This is a genomic window from Actinoplanes lobatus (genome assembly GCF_014205215.1).
Lineage (GTDB): Bacteria > Actinomycetota > Actinomycetes > Mycobacteriales > Micromonosporaceae > Actinoplanes > Actinoplanes lobatus.
This window is the reverse complement of the sequence record NZ_JACHNC010000001.1, coordinates 5,591,991-5,611,840: the sequence shown is the minus strand read 5'-3', so window position 1 is coordinate 5,611,840 and position 19,850 is coordinate 5,591,991. Positions and strand designations below refer to the sequence as shown.

The 19,850-nt window shown below is 72.0% G+C and carries 15 protein-coding genes; 8 read left to right on the top strand and 7 right to left on the bottom strand.

Going from position 1 to position 19,850, the window contains the following annotated elements; translation table 11 throughout:
- Positions 1–6: 6 nt before the first annotated feature.
- A complete protein-coding gene (locus BJ964_RS25680; RefSeq protein ID WP_188123066.1) occupies positions 7–999 on the bottom strand; it encodes an endonuclease/exonuclease/phosphatase family protein in 993 nt (330 codons plus the stop codon).
- A 134-nt stretch (positions 1,000–1,133) separates the two neighbouring features.
- Between BJ964_RS25680 and BJ964_RS25675 the strand changes: the two genes are divergently transcribed.
- Both BJ964_RS25675 and BJ964_RS25670 read left to right on the top strand, forming a co-directional pair.
- Complete coding sequence (locus tag BJ964_RS25675) at positions 1,134–3,233, top strand: ATP-binding protein (RefSeq protein WP_188123065.1); 2,100 nt, start codon at positions 1,134–1,136, stop codon at positions 3,231–3,233.
- Between the two features lie 57 nt (positions 3,234–3,290).
- Complete coding sequence (locus BJ964_RS25670) at positions 3,291–6,290, top strand: CHAT domain-containing protein (RefSeq protein WP_188123064.1); 3,000 nt, start codon at positions 3,291–3,293, stop codon at positions 6,288–6,290.
- A 3-nt stretch (positions 6,291–6,293) separates the two neighbouring features.
- On the opposite strand, the gene BJ964_RS25665 is transcribed toward BJ964_RS25670, so the two are convergent.
- Complete coding sequence (locus tag BJ964_RS25665; protein WP_188123063.1) at positions 6,294–7,250, bottom strand: Acg family FMN-binding oxidoreductase; 957 nt, start codon at positions 7,248–7,250, stop codon at positions 6,294–6,296.
- Between the two features lie 135 nt (positions 7,251–7,385).
- Between BJ964_RS25665 and malQ the strand changes: the two genes are divergently transcribed.
- A complete protein-coding gene (gene malQ, locus BJ964_RS25660; RefSeq protein WP_188123062.1) occupies positions 7,386–9,221 on the top strand; it encodes a 4-alpha-glucanotransferase in 1,836 nt (611 codons plus the stop codon).
- A 34-nt stretch (positions 9,222–9,255) separates the two neighbouring features.
- Here the strand turns inward: malQ and BJ964_RS25655 are convergent, their stop codons facing one another.
- From BJ964_RS25655 to BJ964_RS25640, 4 genes are all read right to left on the bottom strand, one after another.
- On the bottom strand, positions 9,256–9,513 hold the full coding sequence (locus BJ964_RS25655; protein WP_188123061.1) for a hypothetical protein: 258 nt from the start codon (positions 9,511–9,513) through the stop codon (positions 9,256–9,258).
- A gap of 75 nt (positions 9,514–9,588) precedes the next feature.
- Complete coding sequence (locus BJ964_RS25650; protein ID WP_188123060.1) at positions 9,589–10,071, bottom strand: SRPBCC family protein; 483 nt, start codon at positions 10,069–10,071, stop codon at positions 9,589–9,591.
- 28 nt (positions 10,072–10,099) lie between these two features.
- A complete protein-coding gene (locus BJ964_RS25645) occupies positions 10,100–12,364 on the bottom strand; it encodes a M4 family metallopeptidase (protein WP_188123059.1) in 2,265 nt (754 codons plus the stop codon).
- A gap of 183 nt (positions 12,365–12,547) precedes the next feature.
- Positions 12,548–14,134, bottom strand: coding sequence for a lysyl oxidase family protein (locus tag BJ964_RS25640; RefSeq protein ID WP_188123058.1), 1,587 nt, complete (start codon positions 14,132–14,134; stop codon positions 12,548–12,550).
- Between the two features lie 157 nt (positions 14,135–14,291).
- On the opposite strand from BJ964_RS25640, the gene BJ964_RS25635 reads away from it, so the two are divergent.
- The 5 genes from BJ964_RS25635 to BJ964_RS25615 all read left to right on the top strand — a co-directional run bounded on the left by BJ964_RS25635 (position 14,292) and on the right by BJ964_RS25615 (position 18,509).
- Positions 14,292–15,419, top strand: coding sequence for a GH12 family glycosyl hydrolase domain-containing protein (locus BJ964_RS25635; protein ID WP_188123057.1), 1,128 nt, complete (start codon positions 14,292–14,294; stop codon positions 15,417–15,419).
- A gap of 359 nt (positions 15,420–15,778) precedes the next feature.
- Positions 15,779–16,552, top strand: a complete 774-nt coding sequence (locus BJ964_RS25630; RefSeq protein ID WP_188123056.1) for a hypothetical protein — start codon at positions 15,779–15,781, stop codon at positions 16,550–16,552.
- A 137-nt stretch (positions 16,553–16,689) separates the two neighbouring features.
- Complete coding sequence (locus tag BJ964_RS25625; RefSeq protein WP_188123055.1) at positions 16,690–17,103, top strand: BON domain-containing protein; 414 nt, start codon at positions 16,690–16,692, stop codon at positions 17,101–17,103.
- A 71-nt stretch (positions 17,104–17,174) separates the two neighbouring features.
- Positions 17,175–17,960 (top strand): SAM-dependent methyltransferase, encoded by a 786-nt coding sequence (locus tag BJ964_RS25620; protein ID WP_188123054.1) that lies wholly within the window; start codon positions 17,175–17,177, stop codon positions 17,958–17,960.
- Positions 17,961–18,077: 117 nt separating this feature from the next.
- The gene (locus BJ964_RS25615) at positions 18,078–18,509 is read left to right on the top strand and encodes a DoxX family protein (RefSeq protein ID WP_188123053.1); all 432 of its coding nucleotides are present in this window, start codon (positions 18,078–18,080) and stop codon (positions 18,507–18,509) included.
- 55 nt (positions 18,510–18,564) lie between these two features.
- Here BJ964_RS25615 and BJ964_RS25610 read toward each other — a convergent pair whose 3' ends face one another.
- Positions 18,565–19,785: a L,D-transpeptidase gene (locus BJ964_RS25610; protein ID WP_188123052.1), complete on the bottom strand. Its 1,221-nt coding sequence runs from the start codon at positions 19,783–19,785 to the stop codon at positions 18,565–18,567.
- Between the last annotated feature and the right edge of the window lie 65 nt (positions 19,786–19,850).

Genomic DNA, 19,850 nt, shown 5'->3' with positions numbered 1-19,850 from the left:
GGATATCTAACCGGCCGGAAGGGTGAGGGAGGCGAGGACCGCGCGGTGATCGGAGCCGCGCACGGTGTGCACCGAGACGTCGCGCACCCCGATGCGTTCGTCGGCGAGCACGTGGTCGATGGTCACCAGCCCGCGGGATCCGTCGAAGGACGGCCAGGTGGTGGTCAGGCCCGCCCCTACGGCGTCGGCCGCATCGCGGTAGCCGGTGTCGATCAGGTCGCGCAGTTCGGCGTGGTCGAGGGTGGCGTTGAAGTCGCCGAGCAGGATGGGCGGCGGGCCGCCGGTCCCGGCGTGCGGCTGTTCCCGCAGGTCAGCCCTCCAACGGGGGTACATCTCGGGGCCGACCGGCGCCAGCGGATGCACCGATTCGACGTGCACGGCGGCGGCGCCGGGTGGCTGGATCGTGGCGTACGCCTGCTGGAAGCCACCGTCGTTGCGGCGGGTCGCCTTGGTGAGCATCGGGTGGCGGGAGTAGAGGCCGGAGCCGCCCGCATCGTACGCCGGGGAAAGCTGCTGGTAGGGCAGCAGTTCGCCGATGCCGGCCGCGTTCAGGGCCGCCTCGCCGTCGGGGGTGAACTCCTGTACGGCGAGCACTGCCACGTCGTTGTCGCGAACCAGTTGGACGACCTGCGCCGGGTCGGCCTCGCCGTACAGGGTGTTGAGGGTGAGCACCCGCAGCGCGACTCCCTCGGACGGGCCTTTGTCGAAGTCCGGCACGGCGCGGGGCAGCACGCACGCGCCCATTCCGGCGGCGACCAGCCCGGCCACCGCGGCGGCCCGCCACCGTTTGGCGGCGAGCGCGGCGAGCAGCGGGATCAGGGTCGCGGCGGCGACGTACGGCGTGGCGGCGAACAGCGTGATCAGTGGACCGCGTTCGAGCCCGAGGGCCCGGCCCACCAGCCAGAGGGCACCGGGCGTCAGAAGCAGCCAGATCGCCACGGACAGGACGGTCCGGCCGCGGCTCGGGCGTTTCCCGGGCGGCGCATCGGTGACGGTCATGGCCGCGAAACTACCGAGCCCGCCTTACAGGATCCTGTGACAGCGGCCGAAGTCACAACGCGCGCCGCCTTCCGGGGCCAATCTGGTAACGGGGTTCAGTGTCCCCGGCGACCGTGCCGAAGGGGGGGTGCGGCATGTCTCTGCTCCGGACCGGCCTGTTCGCGCTGGCGTACGCCGTGGCCACGGTCGCCGGCCGGCTGACCGTCATGGACGACACCAATCTGAGCATGGTGTGGCCCGCGGCCGGGGTGATGGTGCTGTGGCTCTGCGCGCAACGGCACTCGCGCACTCTCGCGGTGGACGTCGCCGCGCTGGTCGCGGTCACGGTGGTGGTCAACCTGTCCACCGGCGCGAGTGGCCGTTTCGTGGTGGTCGTCGTGGTCGCCAATCTCTGCCAGGTCGCGCTCACCCTGTGGTTGCTGCGCCGATGGCAGCCGGCGCAGTGGCGCGCGGACCGTCAACTGGATCTCGCCCGCCCCCGTGACCTGTGGATCCTGCTGGCCGTCACGATCGCCGGCACCGCCCTGGGCGCTGTCGTGGGCACCGTGGGGATGTGGCTGATCAACGGGGACGTCTCGGCGTCCAGCGGCGCGGTGTGGCTGATCCGCAACGCCGCCGGTGTGCTGCTGATCGTGCCGGTGGGGCTGCGGTTGCGCCGTCTGACGGTCCGGGCGACGTGGTGGCGGGCCGTCCCGTGGTGGCGCGGCGCGGAGTGCGGGGCCCTGATCGCCGGCTCCGTGCTGGCGTACTGGTTCACGTTCGTCGTCCTGAACGGCCTGCCGGTGGCCTTCACCCTGATCGCGATCACGATCTGGGCCGGGCTGCGGATGCCGACCACCTTCGTGGCCGCGCACGGCCTGGTGGCGGGCGCCGTGGCCGTGACGTTCACCCTCGCCGGGCCCGGGCCGTTCGCCGGCATCGCCGGGCACGCCCCACGGGCATTCGTCGCACAGCTGTTCGTCAGCATGGTCGCGGTGGTCGGCCTGGTCCTGGCACTGGGCCGGGACGAACGGCAGGCGCTGCTGCGGCAGCTCACCGGCGACAAGGCCGACCTGGCCCGGCAGAAGGACCAGGCCCAGCGGCACGGCCAACTGCTGGGCGCGATCATCGACTCGATGACCGACGGCGTCACGGTGGTCGAGGCCGACGGCCGGGTGGTGCTGCGCAACGCGGCCCTGGTCCGGCTGCTGGGTGGCCGGATCAGCCCGACCGACCGGGTCGCTAGCACCTCCTTCTACGGGCTGTACCACCTCGACGGCCGGCCGATGGCCGACCACGAGACGGTGAACGCGCGTGTGCTGGCCGGCGAGGAACGGGCCTGGGTCGAGATGCTGCTGCGCAACCCGGAGGTGCCGGAGGGCAAGATCGTCACCGCCACCGGCACCCGCCTGTTCGACGGGCAGGGCGCTCCGCTCGCCGTCGTGGTGCTGCACGACGCGACCGCCGAACGGCGGCACCGTGACGAGCTCACCGCGTTCGCCGGGGTGGTCGCCCACGATCTCCAGAACCCGCTGATGGCCATGCGCGCCTGGACCGAGGCGGCCGCCGACGCGCTCCAGGACGTGCCGCCGCACCCGATGGTGAGCGAGGCGGAGAGCAGCCTGCTGCGCGCGCAGCGGGCCGGCGCCCGGATGCGGGCCCTGATCGATGATCTGCTCGCCTACACCACGGCCCGGGACGCCACCGTACGGCCGGTCGCGCTCGACCTGGAACGTCTGGTCACCGACATCGCCTCGGCGCGGGTCGATGCCGCGATCGCCGCCGGCGGCCTGGTGCCACGCTTCACGATCAACACCCCACATCAGGTGTACGGGGACCCGCCCCTGATCCGGCAGCTGCTGGACAACCTGATCGGCAACGCGATCAAGTACACGGCCGGGGACGTCGTGCCGGCCGTCACCGTCACGTCGGCCGAGCAGGACGACCGGATCGCGGTGACGGTGGCCGACAACGGCGTCGGCATCCCGGCCGGCCAGCACGAGGCGATCTTCGGCAATTTCCACCGGGCGCACACCGGCTCCTCGTTCGCCGGCACCGGCCTCGGGCTGAGCATCTGCCAGCGGATCGTCCACCGGCACGGTGGCGTGATCAGCGCGGCCGACGACCCCGGTGGCGGCTCCCGGTTCACCTTCACGCTGCCGCCGGTACCGCCCGGGAGCGCCGGACCGGTTCACCCGGCCGAGACCCGGCACGGGCTGTCCGAACGCCCGCATTCACCCGATCCGCACCCCTGACGCGTTTCCGGTCCGTCAGTACCCGGCGTCCGACGACGCGGCGCGAGAGGGACACGGATGCCGGAGAACGACGCGAACACCGCCCTGGCCGCCCTGCGCGACTGGTGGCAGCGGGTCACGGACGGCGAGACCGTGTCCGGCCCCGAGCTCGACACGGTGATCAGCCGGGGACGGCCCGCCCTGGCGGCGGACACCGGCGGTGAGGCGCAACGGCTGCTCGCGATCGCCCTCCACGAGCGGTGGAACCGCGACCGCGCCCGCTTCGACGACGCCGGCCGGGCCATCGGCCTCTGGCAGCACGTCCTCGACCGCACGCCGGAGGACCCGGTCGCCGCCTTCTTCTGCGGCACCCTCGTCACCTTCTTGGCCGAGCGCACCCGCGACCGGGCCGACATGGCACGGGCCGTGCATCTCGCGGACATCGCGACCCGGACCCTCGACAACGGCGCGGCCTGGCACCTGTCCGGCCGGGCCCACCTGGTGCGGGCGTTCTCCGGCGGGCAGCGGGACGGTCTCGCCGTGGCGCTCGACCGGTTCGCCGAGGCTCTGCGGCGCGACCCCGACGATCAGCTGCGCTGCGAGATCGCCCGCGAGCAGCTACGGGCCGCGTTCATCCGGTACGGCCGCAAGGAGCTCGGACGCGACGAGTTCCACGGCTACGTCGATCTCGGATACGTCGTGCTCGACGCCCCCGGCGACGCCGCCCTGGGCGACCAGGCGCTGCTGGCCGGAACCTTGGCCATGGTGGAGATCGGCACCGCCGAGCCGGAGGGCCGCGCCCACGACTTCACCCGGGTCCGGGACCTGCTCGCCCGGTACCGCGACGTGGAGCTGCCCGACCCGCACCTGCGTGCCGAGCTCGACGCCGCCCAGGCGCTCCTCGACCAGATCGCCGGCACTCCCGGCGACCTCGATCGGGGCGTCGGCATCCTCGCCAACCTCACCGGTGACGACCGCTATCCGGAGAGGAACCGCGCCGACTTCGCCGACATGCTCGCCCTCGCGCGCGGCGGCCGTGCCCTGCAGGAGGGCGATCTCGCCGCCTTCGAGAACGTCCTCACCGAGTTCCAGGACGCGTCCGACCCGGCCCTGCGGGCCCTCGCCACGGTCTTCACCGCCCGCCGCGAGGCGCTCCGGCTGGCCGAGGAGGGTGACGAACTGGAGGCCGCCGCCGTCCTGTACGCGGCCGGAGAGGCGCTGCCCACCGGAAATCCCGCGACCGACCTGCTGCGCGGCATCCTCGGTGGCACTGTGACCGGGGATCCCGCCGACAGCCCGGTCGCGGCCGCCACCCGCGTCTACACGCTGGCCAGAGCGGTGTACACCGCGGCGTCCGCGGACGACACGGCGGCTCTGCGCCGGCTCGCCGCCGAGGTGGGCGGGTTGCTCGGCCACATCCCGGACGACTACGCGATGCTCAAGATCCCGGCGTACCAGACCGCGGGCTCCGCCGAACGGGAGCTGGCCCGCCGCGACCCGTCCGGTGGCGCGGCCGCTCGGGCGGCCGCCCACTACGCCGCCGCGTGCGCGCTCGCCGGCGGCCCGCACCACGCGCTCTGGCCGCAGCTGGTCGTGGCACACGGCCAGAGCCTGCGTCTCGGTGACCGCCCGGACCGGGCCCGCAGCCGGGAACTGGGCCGGTCCGCCCTGATCGCGCTCACCTGGCAGGCGCTGATCCAGGCGGACACCGACCGTGCCCTGGAGTCGGCGGCCGCCGCCGCCCGTCACGTGCGGGCCGTCGTCGCCTGGTGCGCCGAGGACGCCGCCGATCCGGCCGCCGCCGACGACCTGGTGGCCGTCCTCGACGCCGGCCGGGGCCTGGCCCTGCACGCCGCCTCGGCGTCCCGCTCGATGCCCGAGCGGCTGATCGCCGCCGGCCACCCGGATCTCGCCACCGCCTGGCGGGAGACGAGCGGCGCCGGTGACTCACCCGACGACAATCTGCGGGTACGCGCGCTGCACGCCCTCACCGCCGGCTCCGGCCTGTTCGCCGCCCCGGATCCGGCCGGGATCCGGCGGTCCCTGACCGCGGTCGGCGCGGACGCGCTGGTCTACCTGGTCGCGGCCGACGACGACCGGCCCGGCCTGGCGGTGATCGTGCCGGTGACCGGCCCGGTCCACGTGCTGCCGCTGCCGGATCTGGCCGCCGGGCGGGCCGTCGGTGGATGGATCGAGTCCGGCCGGGACCTGGTGCCGGAGGACGACGACGGCCGGGACTCGTTCGACGACGTCTGCCGGTGGGCGTGGACGGCGTGCATGGAGCCGCTCACCGCGTTCACCGGCCGGTGGCGGCTGGACCGGCCGGCCCGGCTGGTGCTGATCCCGACCGGCGCGCTGACCCTGGTGCCGTGGCACGCCGCCCGATACGACGACGACACCGGCCGGCACCACGCGATCGAACGGCTGGTCGTCTCGTACAGCGTCTCGGCCCGGATGTTCCGGGACACCGCCGGGATGCCGCTGCGGTCCCCGGAGTCGGCGCTGATCGTCGGCGACCCCCGCGGCGATCTGCGGTACGCCGCCGAGGAGGCGCGCGACGTGCACCGCGACTTCCATCCCGGCGGCACGCTGCTGCACACGGCCACCCGGGACGACGTGCTCGACTGGATCGCCAAGCCGGGCCGCGGCCCGTCGCTGCTGCACCTGGCCTGCCACGGGCACGTCGACCAGGACCGTCCGGCGGAGGCGCGCCTGGCCCTGGCCGACGGTGACCTGCCGGTGCTGGAGCTGCTCGCCCGGGCCCGCTCGGCCGGGCTCGACCTGGACCGGGTGGTGCTGTCCGCCTGTTCCACCGGGGCGGTCGGCTCGCTGCACGACGAGGCGGTCAGTCTGGCGACCGCGTTCCTGGCCGGTGGCGCGCACACCGTCTTCGGCTCGCTGTGGCCGGTGCCGGACGACGGCACGGCGCGGCTGATGTACGACATGCACCAGCACCTGTCGGTGGGCGGCCACGCCCCGGTGGACGCGCTGCGGCTGGCCCAGCTCGCCATGCTGGGCGAGCTGGACGAGGACGACGACGACCACGGGTGGGCGGCCTTCGTGCACCTGGGCCGGTGATCCTCAGATCAGGATGTCGCCGACCGGGCGGCGCGGGGTCGCGGCCGCCGGTGCCGCGTAACCGATCCGGATGATCATCTGCGGCCACCGGTGGTCGCCGGTCCCGGTGAGCATCGCCCGGACGGCGGGGACCTCCAGCGCCTGACTGATCGGCGTGGTGGCCAGATGCAGGTGGGTGGCGGTCAGCAGGACCCGTTGCAGGGCCTGGCCGGCCCGGATCCAGTCGGCCGGGCCGTCGCCGCCGGTGGCGAGCACGACGATCGTGGGATGCGGCTCGAAGCGTTCCGACGGCCGGAACGGCTGCGGGTGGACCAGGCCGAAGTCGCGCATCGGCAGGTGTTCGAGGGCGTCCCACGGGCCGATCGCGGTCGGTGGGACGCCGTCGCGGCGGTGCGGGCCGGGACGGGTCCACCGGCCGAGTTCGGCCCGGTAGCCGCCGCGTGTCCCGAGCCGTTGCTCGGCGGCCCGGGCGAGGCCGATGATCGCGTCGCGGCTGACCGCGCCGGCCACGGTGAGTGTCGCGCCCTCCGCGGAAGCGGCCCCGGCCAGCTGTTCGATGACGTCGGCGGGGACCACGGCGGTGGTGAACGGGAGCCGGTTGGTGTGCCGGGCGGGGATCGCCGCGGCCAGGGCGCCGACCTGCTCCGACGGTGTGGTGGCCCGGTCGGCCCGGATCCGGGCCACCAGGTCGGGCGTGTCCGGGTCGGGCCGCACCGACACCTCCGGCACCCATCCGCGTACGCCGATCGCGAGCCGCAGGGTGAACAGCGCGGCGCCGACGCTGATCAGCAGTTCCCGGCCGGCCGGGTCGAGGACCTCGAGCTGCCGGCCGTGGTCGGCGTACACCTCGACCGTGTCGCCGGAGATCCGGAACCGCCACGGCTGGCTGTTGTGCAGCGACGGCGCCAGCGCCGCGGTCTCCACGCAGTCGGCGAGAGCTCGCTCGTCGAGCGGTGTCATGATGCGCTCCCCTCGGGTGGCTGTCCCCAGAGTGCTTCCGCCGGGCGCCGGGCCGGTAGGGCCGGCAGGCCCTGGCACCCGGATCGCTCCCCGGCCGGGCCCGGCCGACACCCGGCGGCCGGAACCGTGAACGCCATGACCGCTCCGTCGCCTGCCGTTGACCTCGCCGCTCTCGGTGTCGTGCCGAGCTTCACCGACGCGTTCGGTGTCGAGCGGACGCCGGCCGAGCCGACCCGCCGGGCCCTCGCCGAGCGGTTCCGGCGCACCAGCCTGCTGGCGGCCGAGCCGCTCGTGGCCACCCCCGGCCGGCACCATCCGGCCCTGTACGGCACGCTGCGCCACGAGGACGGCACGACGACCCGGGCCGACGGCACCGTCGACCGGGCCGGCTACCACACGCTGACCGCCGACGACGGCACGGTACGCCAGGTGCTCGCCGCCGAGGAGTACCTGCCGCAGCCGCCGCGGACCGCCGGCCTGGCCGTGCAGCTGTACGCCGCCCGGACCCGCGACTCGTGGGGCATCGGCGACTTCCGGGACCTGGCGTACCTCGCCCGGTCGGTGGCGGCGCGCGGCGCGGGCGTGCTGCTGGTCAGCCCGGTGCACGCGATGGCCCCGGTCCGGCCGGCGCCGAACTCGCCGTACAGCCCGGCCAGCCGGCAGTGGCTGAACGTGCTGCACATCGCCCCCGGTGACGCCCCGGGCGCGGAGCGGGCCGGCCTGTCCGACCTGGCCGCGGCGGGCCGGGCGCTGAACGCCGCCCGGCGTATCGACCGGGACGCGGTGTCCCGGATCAAGCAGGAGGCGCTGGCCCGGATCTGGGCGGTGGTCCGCGACGACGAGCCGGCCGAGTTCCGGGACTGGGCGGCCGGCCACGGCGACGACCTGCGCGCGTTCGCGACGTGGACGGTGCTGGCCGAGACCCACGGCGGCGACTGGCGGGCGTGGCCCGAGGGGTACGCGCACCCGCTCGCCCCGGCGGTGGCCGCGTTCGCCGATCAGCACGCCGACCGGGTGCGTTTCCACATGTGGTGCCAGTGGGTCGCGGACCGGCAGCTCGCGGTGGCCTGCCACAGCGGGGTGACGATCTGCCTGGACGCCGCGGTCGGTTTCGACTTCGGTTCGGCGGACGCCTGGCTGTACCAGGATCTGCTGGCCCTGGACTTCGAGGTGGGCTGCCCGGCCGATCCGTGGAACAGGGAGGGCCAGCGCTGGGGCCTGCCGCCGTTCGACCCGCACGCCCTCGCGGCGGCCGGGTTCGCGCCGCTGCGCAACCTGGTCCGGTCGGCGCTGCGGCACGCCGGCGCGCTGCGCATCGACCACGTGATGCAGCTGTGGCGGCTGTTCTGGGTGCCGGCCGGCGGCCGGGTCGCCGACGGCGCCTACGTGCGGTACCCGGTGGACGCGCTGCTCGCCGTGATTCGCATCGAGGCGTGCCGGGCCGGCGCGTGGATCGTCGGCGAGGACATCGGCACGGTCGCCGGGGAGGTCCGCGAGGCGATGGCGGCGATCGGCATGCTCGGCTACCGGACCGAGACCGGTGACCGCTGCGCGTGGAACCCGGAGAACACGGTCGGCGCGACCGGCACCCACGACCAGGCCACCATCGCCGGCATCCTGACCCGCTCCGACCAGCAGGACATGGCCGGCATCGGCAAGGACTTCGACGCCGCCGACATCGAGCGGACCCGCGACGAGCTGCGGCGGGACGCCGGCATCGATCCGGCACGGCCGGTCGGGCCGGAGCAGATCCGTACGGCGGTGCTGGCCCAGCACCGGCGGCTGGCGGCCTGCCCGTCCCGGATCGCGCTGGCCACCCTGGACGACGCCGCCGGGGTCGCCGAGCGGCCCAACATGCCGGGCACCATCGACGAGTACCCGAACTGGCGGATCGCCCTGCCCGCCCCGGTCGAGGATCTTCTGGCCGCCCCGCTGGCCCGCGATCTGCTCGCCACGCTCACTCAGCGGTGAGGATGCGGCACCCGGACCCTGGTGGTCGCCTGACTCACCAGCGACGACGGCGGTGGGCGTCGACGGCCGCGGCCGTGGCGGCGAGCGCGACCACCGCGAGGGTGAGCAGCACCCCGGCGGTCCCCCAGGCGACCATCGCCACCGACAGCAGCGCCCACACCACGCCGCCGACCACCGCGACGACCGCCCGGGTGGCGCCTGACCAGCGGCGCCGGCCCGCCAGGGAGGGGTAGTCGGCGGTCAGGCCCGCCACGATCTGCTCGAACTCGCGTTGCCTGTCACCGGTTCCCATGGCGTCACCTTTCCGTCTAGACCGGCCCACCAGCGACCATTGTCCCTCGCCGGCGGGACATCTGTACGGCCGCGGTCAGGTGGTGACGGCAGGTGACCCCACCGGCTCTTCGGCGAGGGCCGCCAGGCGGTCCACCGACGCTTGGAGCCGTTCGCTCGTGGTGGCCCGCGCCCGGGGGAGGCGCCGCTCGTCGGTGAGTTCGGTCCAGTCGTAGGTGTGCGTGACCCGGGTGTGGGTGGCGTCGACCGGTTCCAGCTCCCACCGCCACAGGTGGCCGGGCGCCGGCTGCCCGGGCTCGGCGGGCCGCCACGCGATGAGCCGGCCCTCGGTGAACTCGACGACGTGGTTCTCCCGGACGTTGTTGTTCGTGGTGGCCATGGTGAAGACCTGGCCGGCGGCCCGGACCCGCTGGCCGGCGGCCGCCTCGGCGAGGTTGTCGTTGCCGTCCCAGTGCGGCTGTCGCGCCGGGTCGGCGATGAGCTCGAAGATCCGGTCGGCGCCGGCCGCGATCACGCGGCCGGCGCTGACGATTCGGCTGTCGTCCTGATGAGTCGTCATGCCCTCATCCTGACGACCGCTCACGGGCTCAGAGCGTCAGGGTCCAGCTGTTGATGTATCCGGTGTCGGCGGAGGCGGCGTCCTGGACCCGCAGGGTCCAGGTGCCGTTGGCCGCCTCGGAGGACACGTTGGCCGTGTAGGTGGTGTCGATGTTGTCGGCGCTGCCACCGCTGCGGTTGCGCAGGGTGTAGGCGCTGCCGTCCGGCGCGACCAGGGCCACCACCAGGTCACCGACGTACGTGTGGACGATGTGGATCTCGACGGTGCTGGTCGACGACGCGTTACGGGCGCAGCCGCTGATCGCGATCGTCGAGGTGACGGTGGTGTTGTCCGGGATCGTCACGTCGGTGGCGTTGGTACCCGAGCAGGTGCCGCCCGCGCCGTTGACGGTCAGGGTGAAGGACGCGGTCCGGGTCGCCGAGGTGCCGGCGCCGCTGAGGGTGACCGTGTAGGTGCCGGCCGGGGTGGCCGTCGTGGTGGCGATGGTGACCGTCGAGGTGCCGCCGGCGGTGACCGAGGCCGGGCTGAACGAGGCGGTCGCGCCGGTCGGCAGGCCGCTCGCGCTGAACGTCACGGTCTGCGCGGAGCCGCTGGTGACGGCGGTGCTGACGGTGGCGGTGGCGGACGAGCCGGGGTTGACCGAGCCGGAGGTGGGCGACACGGCGACCGAGAAGTCGTTGCCGGTGGAGCAGGTGGCGTCGCTGCCGGCCACGTTCACGGCGGTCCAGGCGGCCTGCACGGCCTTGTACTCGGTGGAGCAGGAGCCGTACAGGTCGGTGGCGGCCCGCAGGGTGTAGGCCCGCGACGTGTTCGCCGGGGTGGACGAGTTGACGTAGCGGGTGTTGGAGGTGAAGTAGGAGTCGAGCGCCCGGTACCAGATGGCGGCTGCCTTGTCCCGGCCGATGCCGGTCACCGCGGGTGCCGAGCCGCACACCGGCGAGGTGCCGTAGGAGGTCGCCCCGGTGCCCTCGGACAGGTTGAAGAAGAAGTGGTTGCCCGGGCCCGACGAGTAGTGCACGTTGACGCTGTTCGTGCTGGTGGACCAGCAGCCGTGCGAGGATCCGTCCAGCGTCGGGTTGTACATGTACCGCAGCGGCGTACCGTTGCCGTTGATGTTGATCTTCTCGCCGACCTGGTAGTCACCGGGGTCGGCGCTGGTGTTGGCGTAGAACTCGACCATCGCGCCGAAGATGTCGCTGGTGGACTCGTTCAGGCCGCCGGACTCGCCGGAGTAGGTGAGACCGCCGGAGACGACGTTCTCGGTGACGCCGTGCGACATCTCGTGGCCGGCCACGTCCAGCGCGACCAGCGGGCGGGAGTTGCCGGAGCCGTCGCCGTAGGTCATCTGGGCGCCGTCCCAGAACGCGTTGACGTACGCGCTGCCGTAGTGGACGCGCGACGGGACGCCGGTGCCGTTGCCGAAGATGCCGTTGCGGCCGTGCACGTTCTTGAAGTAGTCGAAGGTCTTGGCGGCGCCGAAGTGGGCGTCGACCCCGGCGGACTGCCGGTTGGAGTTGGCCCCGGTGCCCCACGCGTTGTCGGCGTCGGTGAAGGTCGTGCAGGTGCTGGTGCCGTTGTTCATGTCGCAGGTGCGGCCGTTGCCGTGCGACGGGTCGATCATGCTGTAGGTGGAGCCGGAGAGCGTGGTGTCGACGGCGACGCTGCCCGAGTAGAGGCTCGCGCCGGTGCCGGCGACCGTCTCGATGTCGTCGAACTCGCCGATGTACGTGCCGGTGACCGCGTCGCTGATGACGTGCAGCTTGGACGGGGTCTGCCCGTCCGGCGCCCAGCCGTCGACGACGGTCTCCCAGGCCAGCACGCCGGTGCCGGTGCTCGCGTCGACGAACAGTTCCGGGCTCTGCGTACCGGTGATCCGGCCGGAGAAGCGGGCCTTGGCCGCCTTCTGCGCCTTGGCCGCGCTGACCTTCGCGGTGGTGCTCAGGCTGAGCGGGCCGGCCAGGCCGACCGAGGTGCCGTCGAAGGCGCCGCCCGGCTTGGAGTGCACGACGAAGTCGCCGCCGTAGACCCGCAGCCCCTGGTATTCGCGGGTGTACCGGACGTGCGCCGCGCCGTTGTCGTCCACCGTGGTGCGGTAGGCGGAATAGGTCTCGCCGGGCGCCGCCTCGATGGCGGCCGGGCGGGCGTCGATGTGGTCCTCGGCCGTACGGACCGCCTGTGCTTCCGAGGGCGGAGTGACGGGGGGCGTGGGCGCCGCTGAGGTGCTCGTGGCGGTGGCCACGAGGACGCTGCCGGCCAACAGGGTGGCGCCGGCCAGCGCAAGGGGTCTCTTCACTTGGTTCCTCCCCGAACCCGATATCCACGTCGGACAACGTGTCGGCCCAGTATGGAGAATATTAAGCGAAGGGCATCTATATCTTCCGAGTCATATCAGCGGCCCTGGACAGCACTTATAAGACTCAATCGATACATTCACCGCCGACGCCCCACAACGGGCGCCGACGGTGAACGCTATCGGTCAGCCGTCGAGGCCGTGCACCGGCGGAACGGTCAACGTCCGCGCCTGCGGCGTGCCACCGAGGATGATCTCGCGCAGCGCCGTGTTGTTGGTGGTGCTCAGCTCGGCGAGCTTCTTCTCCGGATTGGCCAGCACCTGGATGTAGTAGGTGCCGTTCGGCAGATCGGTGATCTCGAACGACTGGCCGGGCCGGTCCTGGCTGTACGTGTCACCGTTGCCGATGTCCAGCACCTCACGCACCGCAACCACGGTGTCCGCGCCGCACGAGGTCTCCAGCGAGGTGTTCTCCGGCCGCCACTTGGCGCCCGTGATGGTGTAGTCGACCGCGTCCGTGTTGGCCAGGCAGAACGCCTCCTTGCCGCTGCGCACCGCCAGTTTCTGGTCGGACGAGAGCAGGTTGTACTGGGCGAAGTCGGTGAAGTGCCAGTGCTTGTGCCCCTCCCGCGGGTCCCACTGCATGGTGCCGGCCTCCTTCGACCCGACCTGGTTGCCCTTGGCGTCGAAGAAGTACTGGTAGGCGTCCATCAGATCCGTTCCGGTCCGCCGGAAGCCGTCCACCAGCAGCGGGGACGTGCCGGCGTTCCAGACCGTGGCGCCGAAGTTGACGTACCACTTGCCGTCCTCGTCACTGAGGGTTATCCCCCAGGCCGGGAGCGACTTGAGGTCCGGCTTGGGCCCGCTGGCCGGCGCCGCCTTCAGCGTGGCCGGGCGCTTGGCCGGGGCACGGAACTCCGGCAGGTACGACGACACCTGCCGGCTCGCGTCGCCCTCACCGGCGTGCAGGGCGTGCTCGCCCTCGGCCGGCGGCGCGGCGGCCGGTTCCGCCTTCCTGGCCTTGGCCAGCGCGGCCTCGCCGCCCTTGGACTCGTCGACCACGTCGACGCCGACCGTGGCGGTCGCCGACCCCTCCGGGATGCCGAACATCTCGCGGTAGACCGGGTTCACCGTGGCGGTGGCCGTGTACTTCCCGGGCGCCAGGTCGAACGAGGGCTGGCCCGGCACGTAGTTCGGCTGGTCCGGCACCTGCGCGTTCCACCCGGCCTGCACACCCCAGACGGCGCCCAGGGTGAACGGGTTGTAGCCGTTGCAGCCCGTCGGGTACGGGTTGGTCGCCGGCGCGTCCGGCCGGGTCCGCGCCGAGCCCCAGCCGTTGCCGCAGAACGTGGTCTTGTACTCGGCGACCTTCGCCCCGGACTCGTCGGTGAAGCTGATCGTGGTGAAGTCCTTGAGACCGTAGAAGTCGGTGACGGTCCCGGACGGCAGGGCCACCTTCTTCTTCTTGCCGTTCTGCACCACCACCCGTTCGGCGGTGATCGGCTTGTCGTACCCGGACCGCTTGGCCCAGATCTCGAACGGGTCCTTGCCGGCGATCACGTGCAGGCCGAGGTCGAGCGAGAGATAGATCTCGCCGTCGTAGTCGTAGCGTTCGGCGGTCACCGTGGTGCTGGCGGCCACGAAGGAGAGCGGTGGCGGCGTGGCCGCGGCCTGCGCCACCCCCACGCCGGCGGCGGTGAGCACGAGAGCGCCGGTGACGGCGCCGAGGGTCAGCAGGCGGGAACGGCGACGACGGTTCGTCGGATCGGTCATGCTGTCCTTCCGGTCGGGCGGCCGAGGGATGGCCGCGGCCGGTTCATCCGAATAGGACGGCTATGAAGTTCCTGTGAAGAAGATGCCCGTTGGCACGAACCCGGGAGGAGGCTAACGTGATCTGGGAGCGCTCCCACAATCCCCTGAAGGAGCTTCCATGGCCCGTTCCCTCCGTGCCCTGTTCGCCGCCGGCCTGCTGGCCGCGACCGGGTTGACCGCCCTCACCCTGGCCACCCCCGCCCAGGCCGACACCCTCATCTGCGATCAGTACGGTTCCACCACGATCGGCGGCCGCTACATCGCGATGAACAACCGCTGGGGCACCAGCGCCGAGCAGTGCATCAACGTCACCGCCTCCGGCTTCACCATCACCAGCCAGCAGGGCACCGGCAACACCAGCGGCGCCCCGGTGTCCTACCCCGCGGTCTACCTCGGCTGCCACTACACGAAGTGCTCCCCCGGCACGAACCTGCCGATCCGCGTCGACGCGATCAGCAGCGCCACGAGCAGCATCAGCTACAACTTCGTCTCCGGCGCCACCTACGACGCCGCCTACGACATCTGGCTCGACCCGGCGCCGAAGACCGACGGGGTCAACGCGCAGGAGATCATGATCTGGTTCAACCGGCAGGGCAGCATCCAGCCGATCGGCTCCCGCATCGGCACGGCCACCATCGGCGGCCGCTCCTGGGACGTGTGGCAGGGCAGCAACGGCTCCAACGCCGTCGTCTCCTATGTGGCGCCCTCCCCCGTCTCCAGCTGGAACTTCAGCGTCCTGGACTTCATCACCGACGTGAAGAACCGCGGCGCCATCACCGGCTCGTGGTATCTGACCAGCATCCAGGCCGGCTTCGAACCCTGGATCGGCGGCGCCGGCCTCGCCGTCAACAGCTTCGCCGCGGCGGTCAACGGCGGCGGCACCGTGCCGTCCCCGTCAGCGTCGTCGTCCAGCCCGCCCACCGGCACGGCGGCCTGCCGGGTCACCTACGCCACCAACGTCTGGAACACCGGCTTCACCGCGAACGTCACCCTCGCCAACACCGGAACCAGCGCCGTCAACGGCTGGGCCCTCGACTTCACCCTGCCGTCCGGCCAGTCCGTCACCGGCTCGTGGAACGCCACCCTCAGCGGCACATCCGGCGCGATCACGGCCCGCAACGCCGGCCACAACGGCAGCATCCCGGCCGGCGGCAGCACATCCTTCGGCTTCCAGGGCACCTACGGCGGCACGTTCACCTCACCCACCACGTTCACCCTGAACGGAACCGCCTGCACCCGAGCCTGATCACCCTCCGGAGAGGCCGTCGATCCCCGGCGGCCTCTCCAACCCCATTTCCGGTACGCACGTCGCCGCCCCCGACCGCACACCACCCGCCCCGCCGTCTCCCCACGAGCCAGGCGCCCCCTCCCGGCCGTGCCGCGCCCGCCGGGCGTGAGCGCCACCTCACCCTCACCCCAACCCCCCACCACCCGACCGCAGCCCTCACCCAACCGTCCCGTCCCCAACCGCAACACACCCCTCCCCTTCCCCTTCCCCGGCCCTCTCCCCAGCCCCAGAACATCCGGACCCACCCTCAACAACCGCCCGGCCAGCCGCTGATCTCGTCCAGCCGGCCGCCACTCACGACCTTCCGAAGGAGAACGATGCGCAAGCTCCTCGCCGCGTGCGCCGCGGCCCTGGTGGCCGGTATCGCGGCCGGCAGCGTCCCGTCCAGCCCGGCAGGCGCCACCCACCGCGGCTCCTGTACCCGCGACCTGCTCTTCTGCGAGGACTTCGACCGCCTGCCGTCCGGCGGCCCGAACACCCTGAACTGGGGCGTCGACACCCGCAACGGCACCCTCACCGTCGAACGCGCCCGCCACGGCAAGCACCTGCACATCCACACGGTCGACAACGGCCGCGCCTTCCTCCGCGTCGACGACCTCACCGCGCCCGGCACCCGCTTCTTCGGCCGGATGCGGCTGCGGGTGGACGCCTTCCCCACCGCCCCCGACTGGGCCCACTTCACCCTGGTCGAGGCCACCGGAACCGGCAGCCCCGAGGTGGTCCGCCCGATCGGCGGCCAGTACGCCCCCACCGTCCCCGGCACGTTCTGGGGCGTAGGCGCCGACGGCGGCCCCACCGGCGACTGGACCGAATGGCGCGAATCCGCCCCGGTGGCCGAGGACACCTGGCAGTGCTTCGAATGGTCCCTGGACCGCACCGACAACCGGATCACCGTCTGGATCGACGGCGTGGCCAACCCCGACCTGACCGCCTCCACCACCGACCACGGCGGCAACGACGTCCCGTTCATCCTCCCCACGGTCGACACCGTGAAGATCGGCTGGCAGCTCTACCAGCCGAACACCACCCCCACCGAGTTCAACCTCTGGATCGACGACATAGCCCTCTCCTCGAACCGCCTGGGCTGCTGAAGATCGTTCGTGGCCAAGGTCCGCCCGTCGCCGTTTCGCCGCGATCCTGGCGGCTTGCGCCCGTTTCCCAGACTGTGCCGTGTAACCGCGTCCGTCCCACGGGGGCCGAGCGCGCCGCGCAGTGGACGGAGTACAGCATGGAAGACCCGCCGGTGATCAGCCCGGATCTCCGGCTCGCCTGGCGGGTGACCGAGCGGATCCTGGCCGATCCCCGGCTCGCGGGTGAGCCCATCGGCGTGGTGGCGCAGAACCGGGTCGTCACGCTGACCGGCGTGGTCGGCTCGGTTCGGGCGAGGGCCGTCGCGGGTGAGGTCGCCAGCGGCTTCCCGGGGGTCGCCGATGTCTGCAACCGCCTGGAGACGGCCTGCCCGGCCGGCGCCACCACGGATCCGTTCGAGCGGCTGGTGGCCCAGTGGGCGGGTGAGCGGCCGGACGCGGCCCGCCTGATCCGGGCCCGGCTGCGCAGGGAGCGGCTGCTCAAGGCGGTCGTCGTGCTGGCGGCACTCTCGGTGGTGCTGCTGGTGCTGCTGCCCCGTCTCGCCAAAGGTTGAGCATCGGTCCACATCGGATACAGACCTCCGGTAACATCCCGAGACGTCTATACGGGGTGAAAGGTGCAGCGGTGACGGAACCGATCGATTCGAGCAGGCCGCATCCGGCCCGCCGGTACAACTACTGGCTGGGCGGGAAGGACAATTTCGCCGCCGACCGGGAGTCCGGTGACCAGATCGCCGCGGTGACGCCGTCGATCCGCACGGCCGCGCTGGAGAACCGGGCCTTCCTCGGCCGCGCGGCCCGGCACATCGCCGAGCAGGGGGTGCGGCAGTTCCTCGACATCGGCACCGGCATCCCGGCTCCGGGCAACACCCATGAGGTCGTCCAGGCCATCGATCCGGCGACCCGGGTGGTCTACGTCGACAACGATCCGCTGGTGCTGGCGCACGCCCGCGCGCTGCTGTCCGGGACGCCCGGCACGATCGCGTACCTGGACGCCGACCTGCGGGATCCGGCCGCCATCCTGGAGCACGACGACCTGCGCGCGCTGATCGACTTCTCCCGGCCGGTCGGGTTGCTGCTGATCGCGGTGCTGCATTTCGTCCGGGACGACGAGGACGTCGAGGGGGTCGTCACCAAGCTGCTCGACCGGCTTCCGGCCGGCAGCTGGGTCGCCGCCAGTCACGCGACGTACGAGTTCATGCCCGCCGAGGTGGTCGCCGGCCTGGCGAAGGCCAACCGGGACGGCCGGTTCGTCCCGCGCGACGGGGACCGGCTCCGCGATCTGTTCGGCGACCGGGTGGAGATCGTCGAGCCGGGTGTCGTCTCGGTGGCCCACTGGCACAACGACGATCCGGCCCGGCCGTCCGCCGCCGACGTCATGTGCAACGCGCTGGTCGCCCGTAAACGCTGATTCAGGCTCTCCCGAGGGACCTGTGGCTCACGCCACAGGTCCCTCCGCTTTTCACTCAATCGAATGATCTCTATTTAGGGTAGCCTTACCTCACCCCAGATGATCTAGGAGATCCCCATGACGTTCGACCGCTTCACCGGCCCGGTCTGGTCGCTTTTCCGGATAGTCGTCGGCCTGCTCTTCGCCTGCCACGGCCTCGCCGGCCTGTTCGGTCTGCTGGGCGGCAGCAAGGGCACCGGCGAGGCCGTCCCGCTCGGCACCTGGCCCGGCTGGTACGCGGCCGTCATCCAGCTGGTCTGCGGCGGCCTGGTCCTGATCGGCCTGTTCACGCGCCCGGCGGCGATCCTGGCGTCCGGTTCGATGGCGTACGCCTACTTCGTCGTCCACCAGAAGACCGGCCTGATGCCCATCGAGAACGGCGGCGTCACCTCGGCGCTCTACGCGTGGTCGTTCCTGGCCGTGGCCGCCCTCGGCGCGGGCCCGTGGTCGGTGGAGGCGCTGCTGTCCCGCCGGAAGGCCGGCGCCACCGCGGAACCGGTCACCGCCTGAAAAAACAGTGAAAGGCCCCGCCGAGTGGATCGGCGGGGCCTTTCACTGTTCGTCGTCAGCGACCGTACTTGTCGAAGGGGACGGTCCAGTCGCCGAGACCGTTCCCTATCTGAAGCTCCCGGGGGCTGTTCTTGACGTCGACGATGTCGCCGATCAGGAAGTTCTCGTACACCCACTTGGCGTCGGAGGTGCTCAGGTTGATGCAGCCGTGCGACAGGTTCGCCCGGCCCAGCGAGCCGTTCCACGGGGCGGCGTGCAGGTACTCACCGGAGTAACTGATCCGGGTGCAGTACTCGATGTCCTCGGAGACGTAGTAGTTCGGGTCCTTCGGGTCGCTGACGCCGTAGCTCGCCGAGGTCATCGTGTGCGTCCGCAGCCGGCCGAGCACGACGTGCGGGCCGCCGGTCGTCCAGTAGCTGATCCGCTCGCCGTTGGCCCCGGTGGTGCCGCCGCCCTTGCCGAGGCTGCTCTTCATGCTGCGGACGAGCTTGCCGTTGATGTAGACCTTCGTCATGTGCGTCCGGTTGTCACTGATCGCGATCAGCTGACGACGGACGTCGAAGCTGGTGGAGGCGTTCTTCGCGCCGTACACCGTCTTGCCGAGTTTGACGCCGAAGGCATTGACCTTGACCTTGACGCGCGTGCCGGCGGCCCAGTACTTCGCGGGCCGCCAGTGCACGGTCTTGTCGTCTTTCCAGTAGAACTTGCCGTCGACCGACGGCGAGGTGGTGATCTCGATGGCCTTCTCGGCCGCGGCCTTGTTGACGGCGCGGCTGAACGCGACGATCACCGGCTGGCCGGCGCCGTACGTCTGCCCGGTCTTGAGCGACGTCATGGCGTTGGCCTGGAACGTGATCTTGGCGACGTTCTTCGGGTTCACCGTGGCGAAACTCGAGGTGTGCTCGCTGGCCACACCCTTGCTGTCGGCGGCCGTCGCGACCACCTTGTAGGTCTTGCCGTAGTCCAGGTCCTCGGTCGACTTCCACGTGCCGTCGACCTGGAGCGCGCCCTCGACCTTGGCCTTGCCGACCGTGACGGTGACGGACTGGAGCGTGCCCTCCTCGACGGCCACGGTGATCGGCGTCACCGGCGACACGTCCTTGGTGCCACTCACGGGCGTCACGTTCAGCTTGACCGGCGCGACCGGGGGCTCGATGTTCGCCACCGGCTCGACCCAGTCGGTGCCGCCTTTGCTGTCACGCGAGGTGCACCCGGCTGCCGTGGCGGCTGCGGCCACGCCCAGTGTGCCGATGATGACCTTACGTCGCTGAATCATGGCTCTCACAATCGAGGGGGTCCCGTCGGCGCCATCCGGGGCCGTACATCTTGATGTCGTTCATC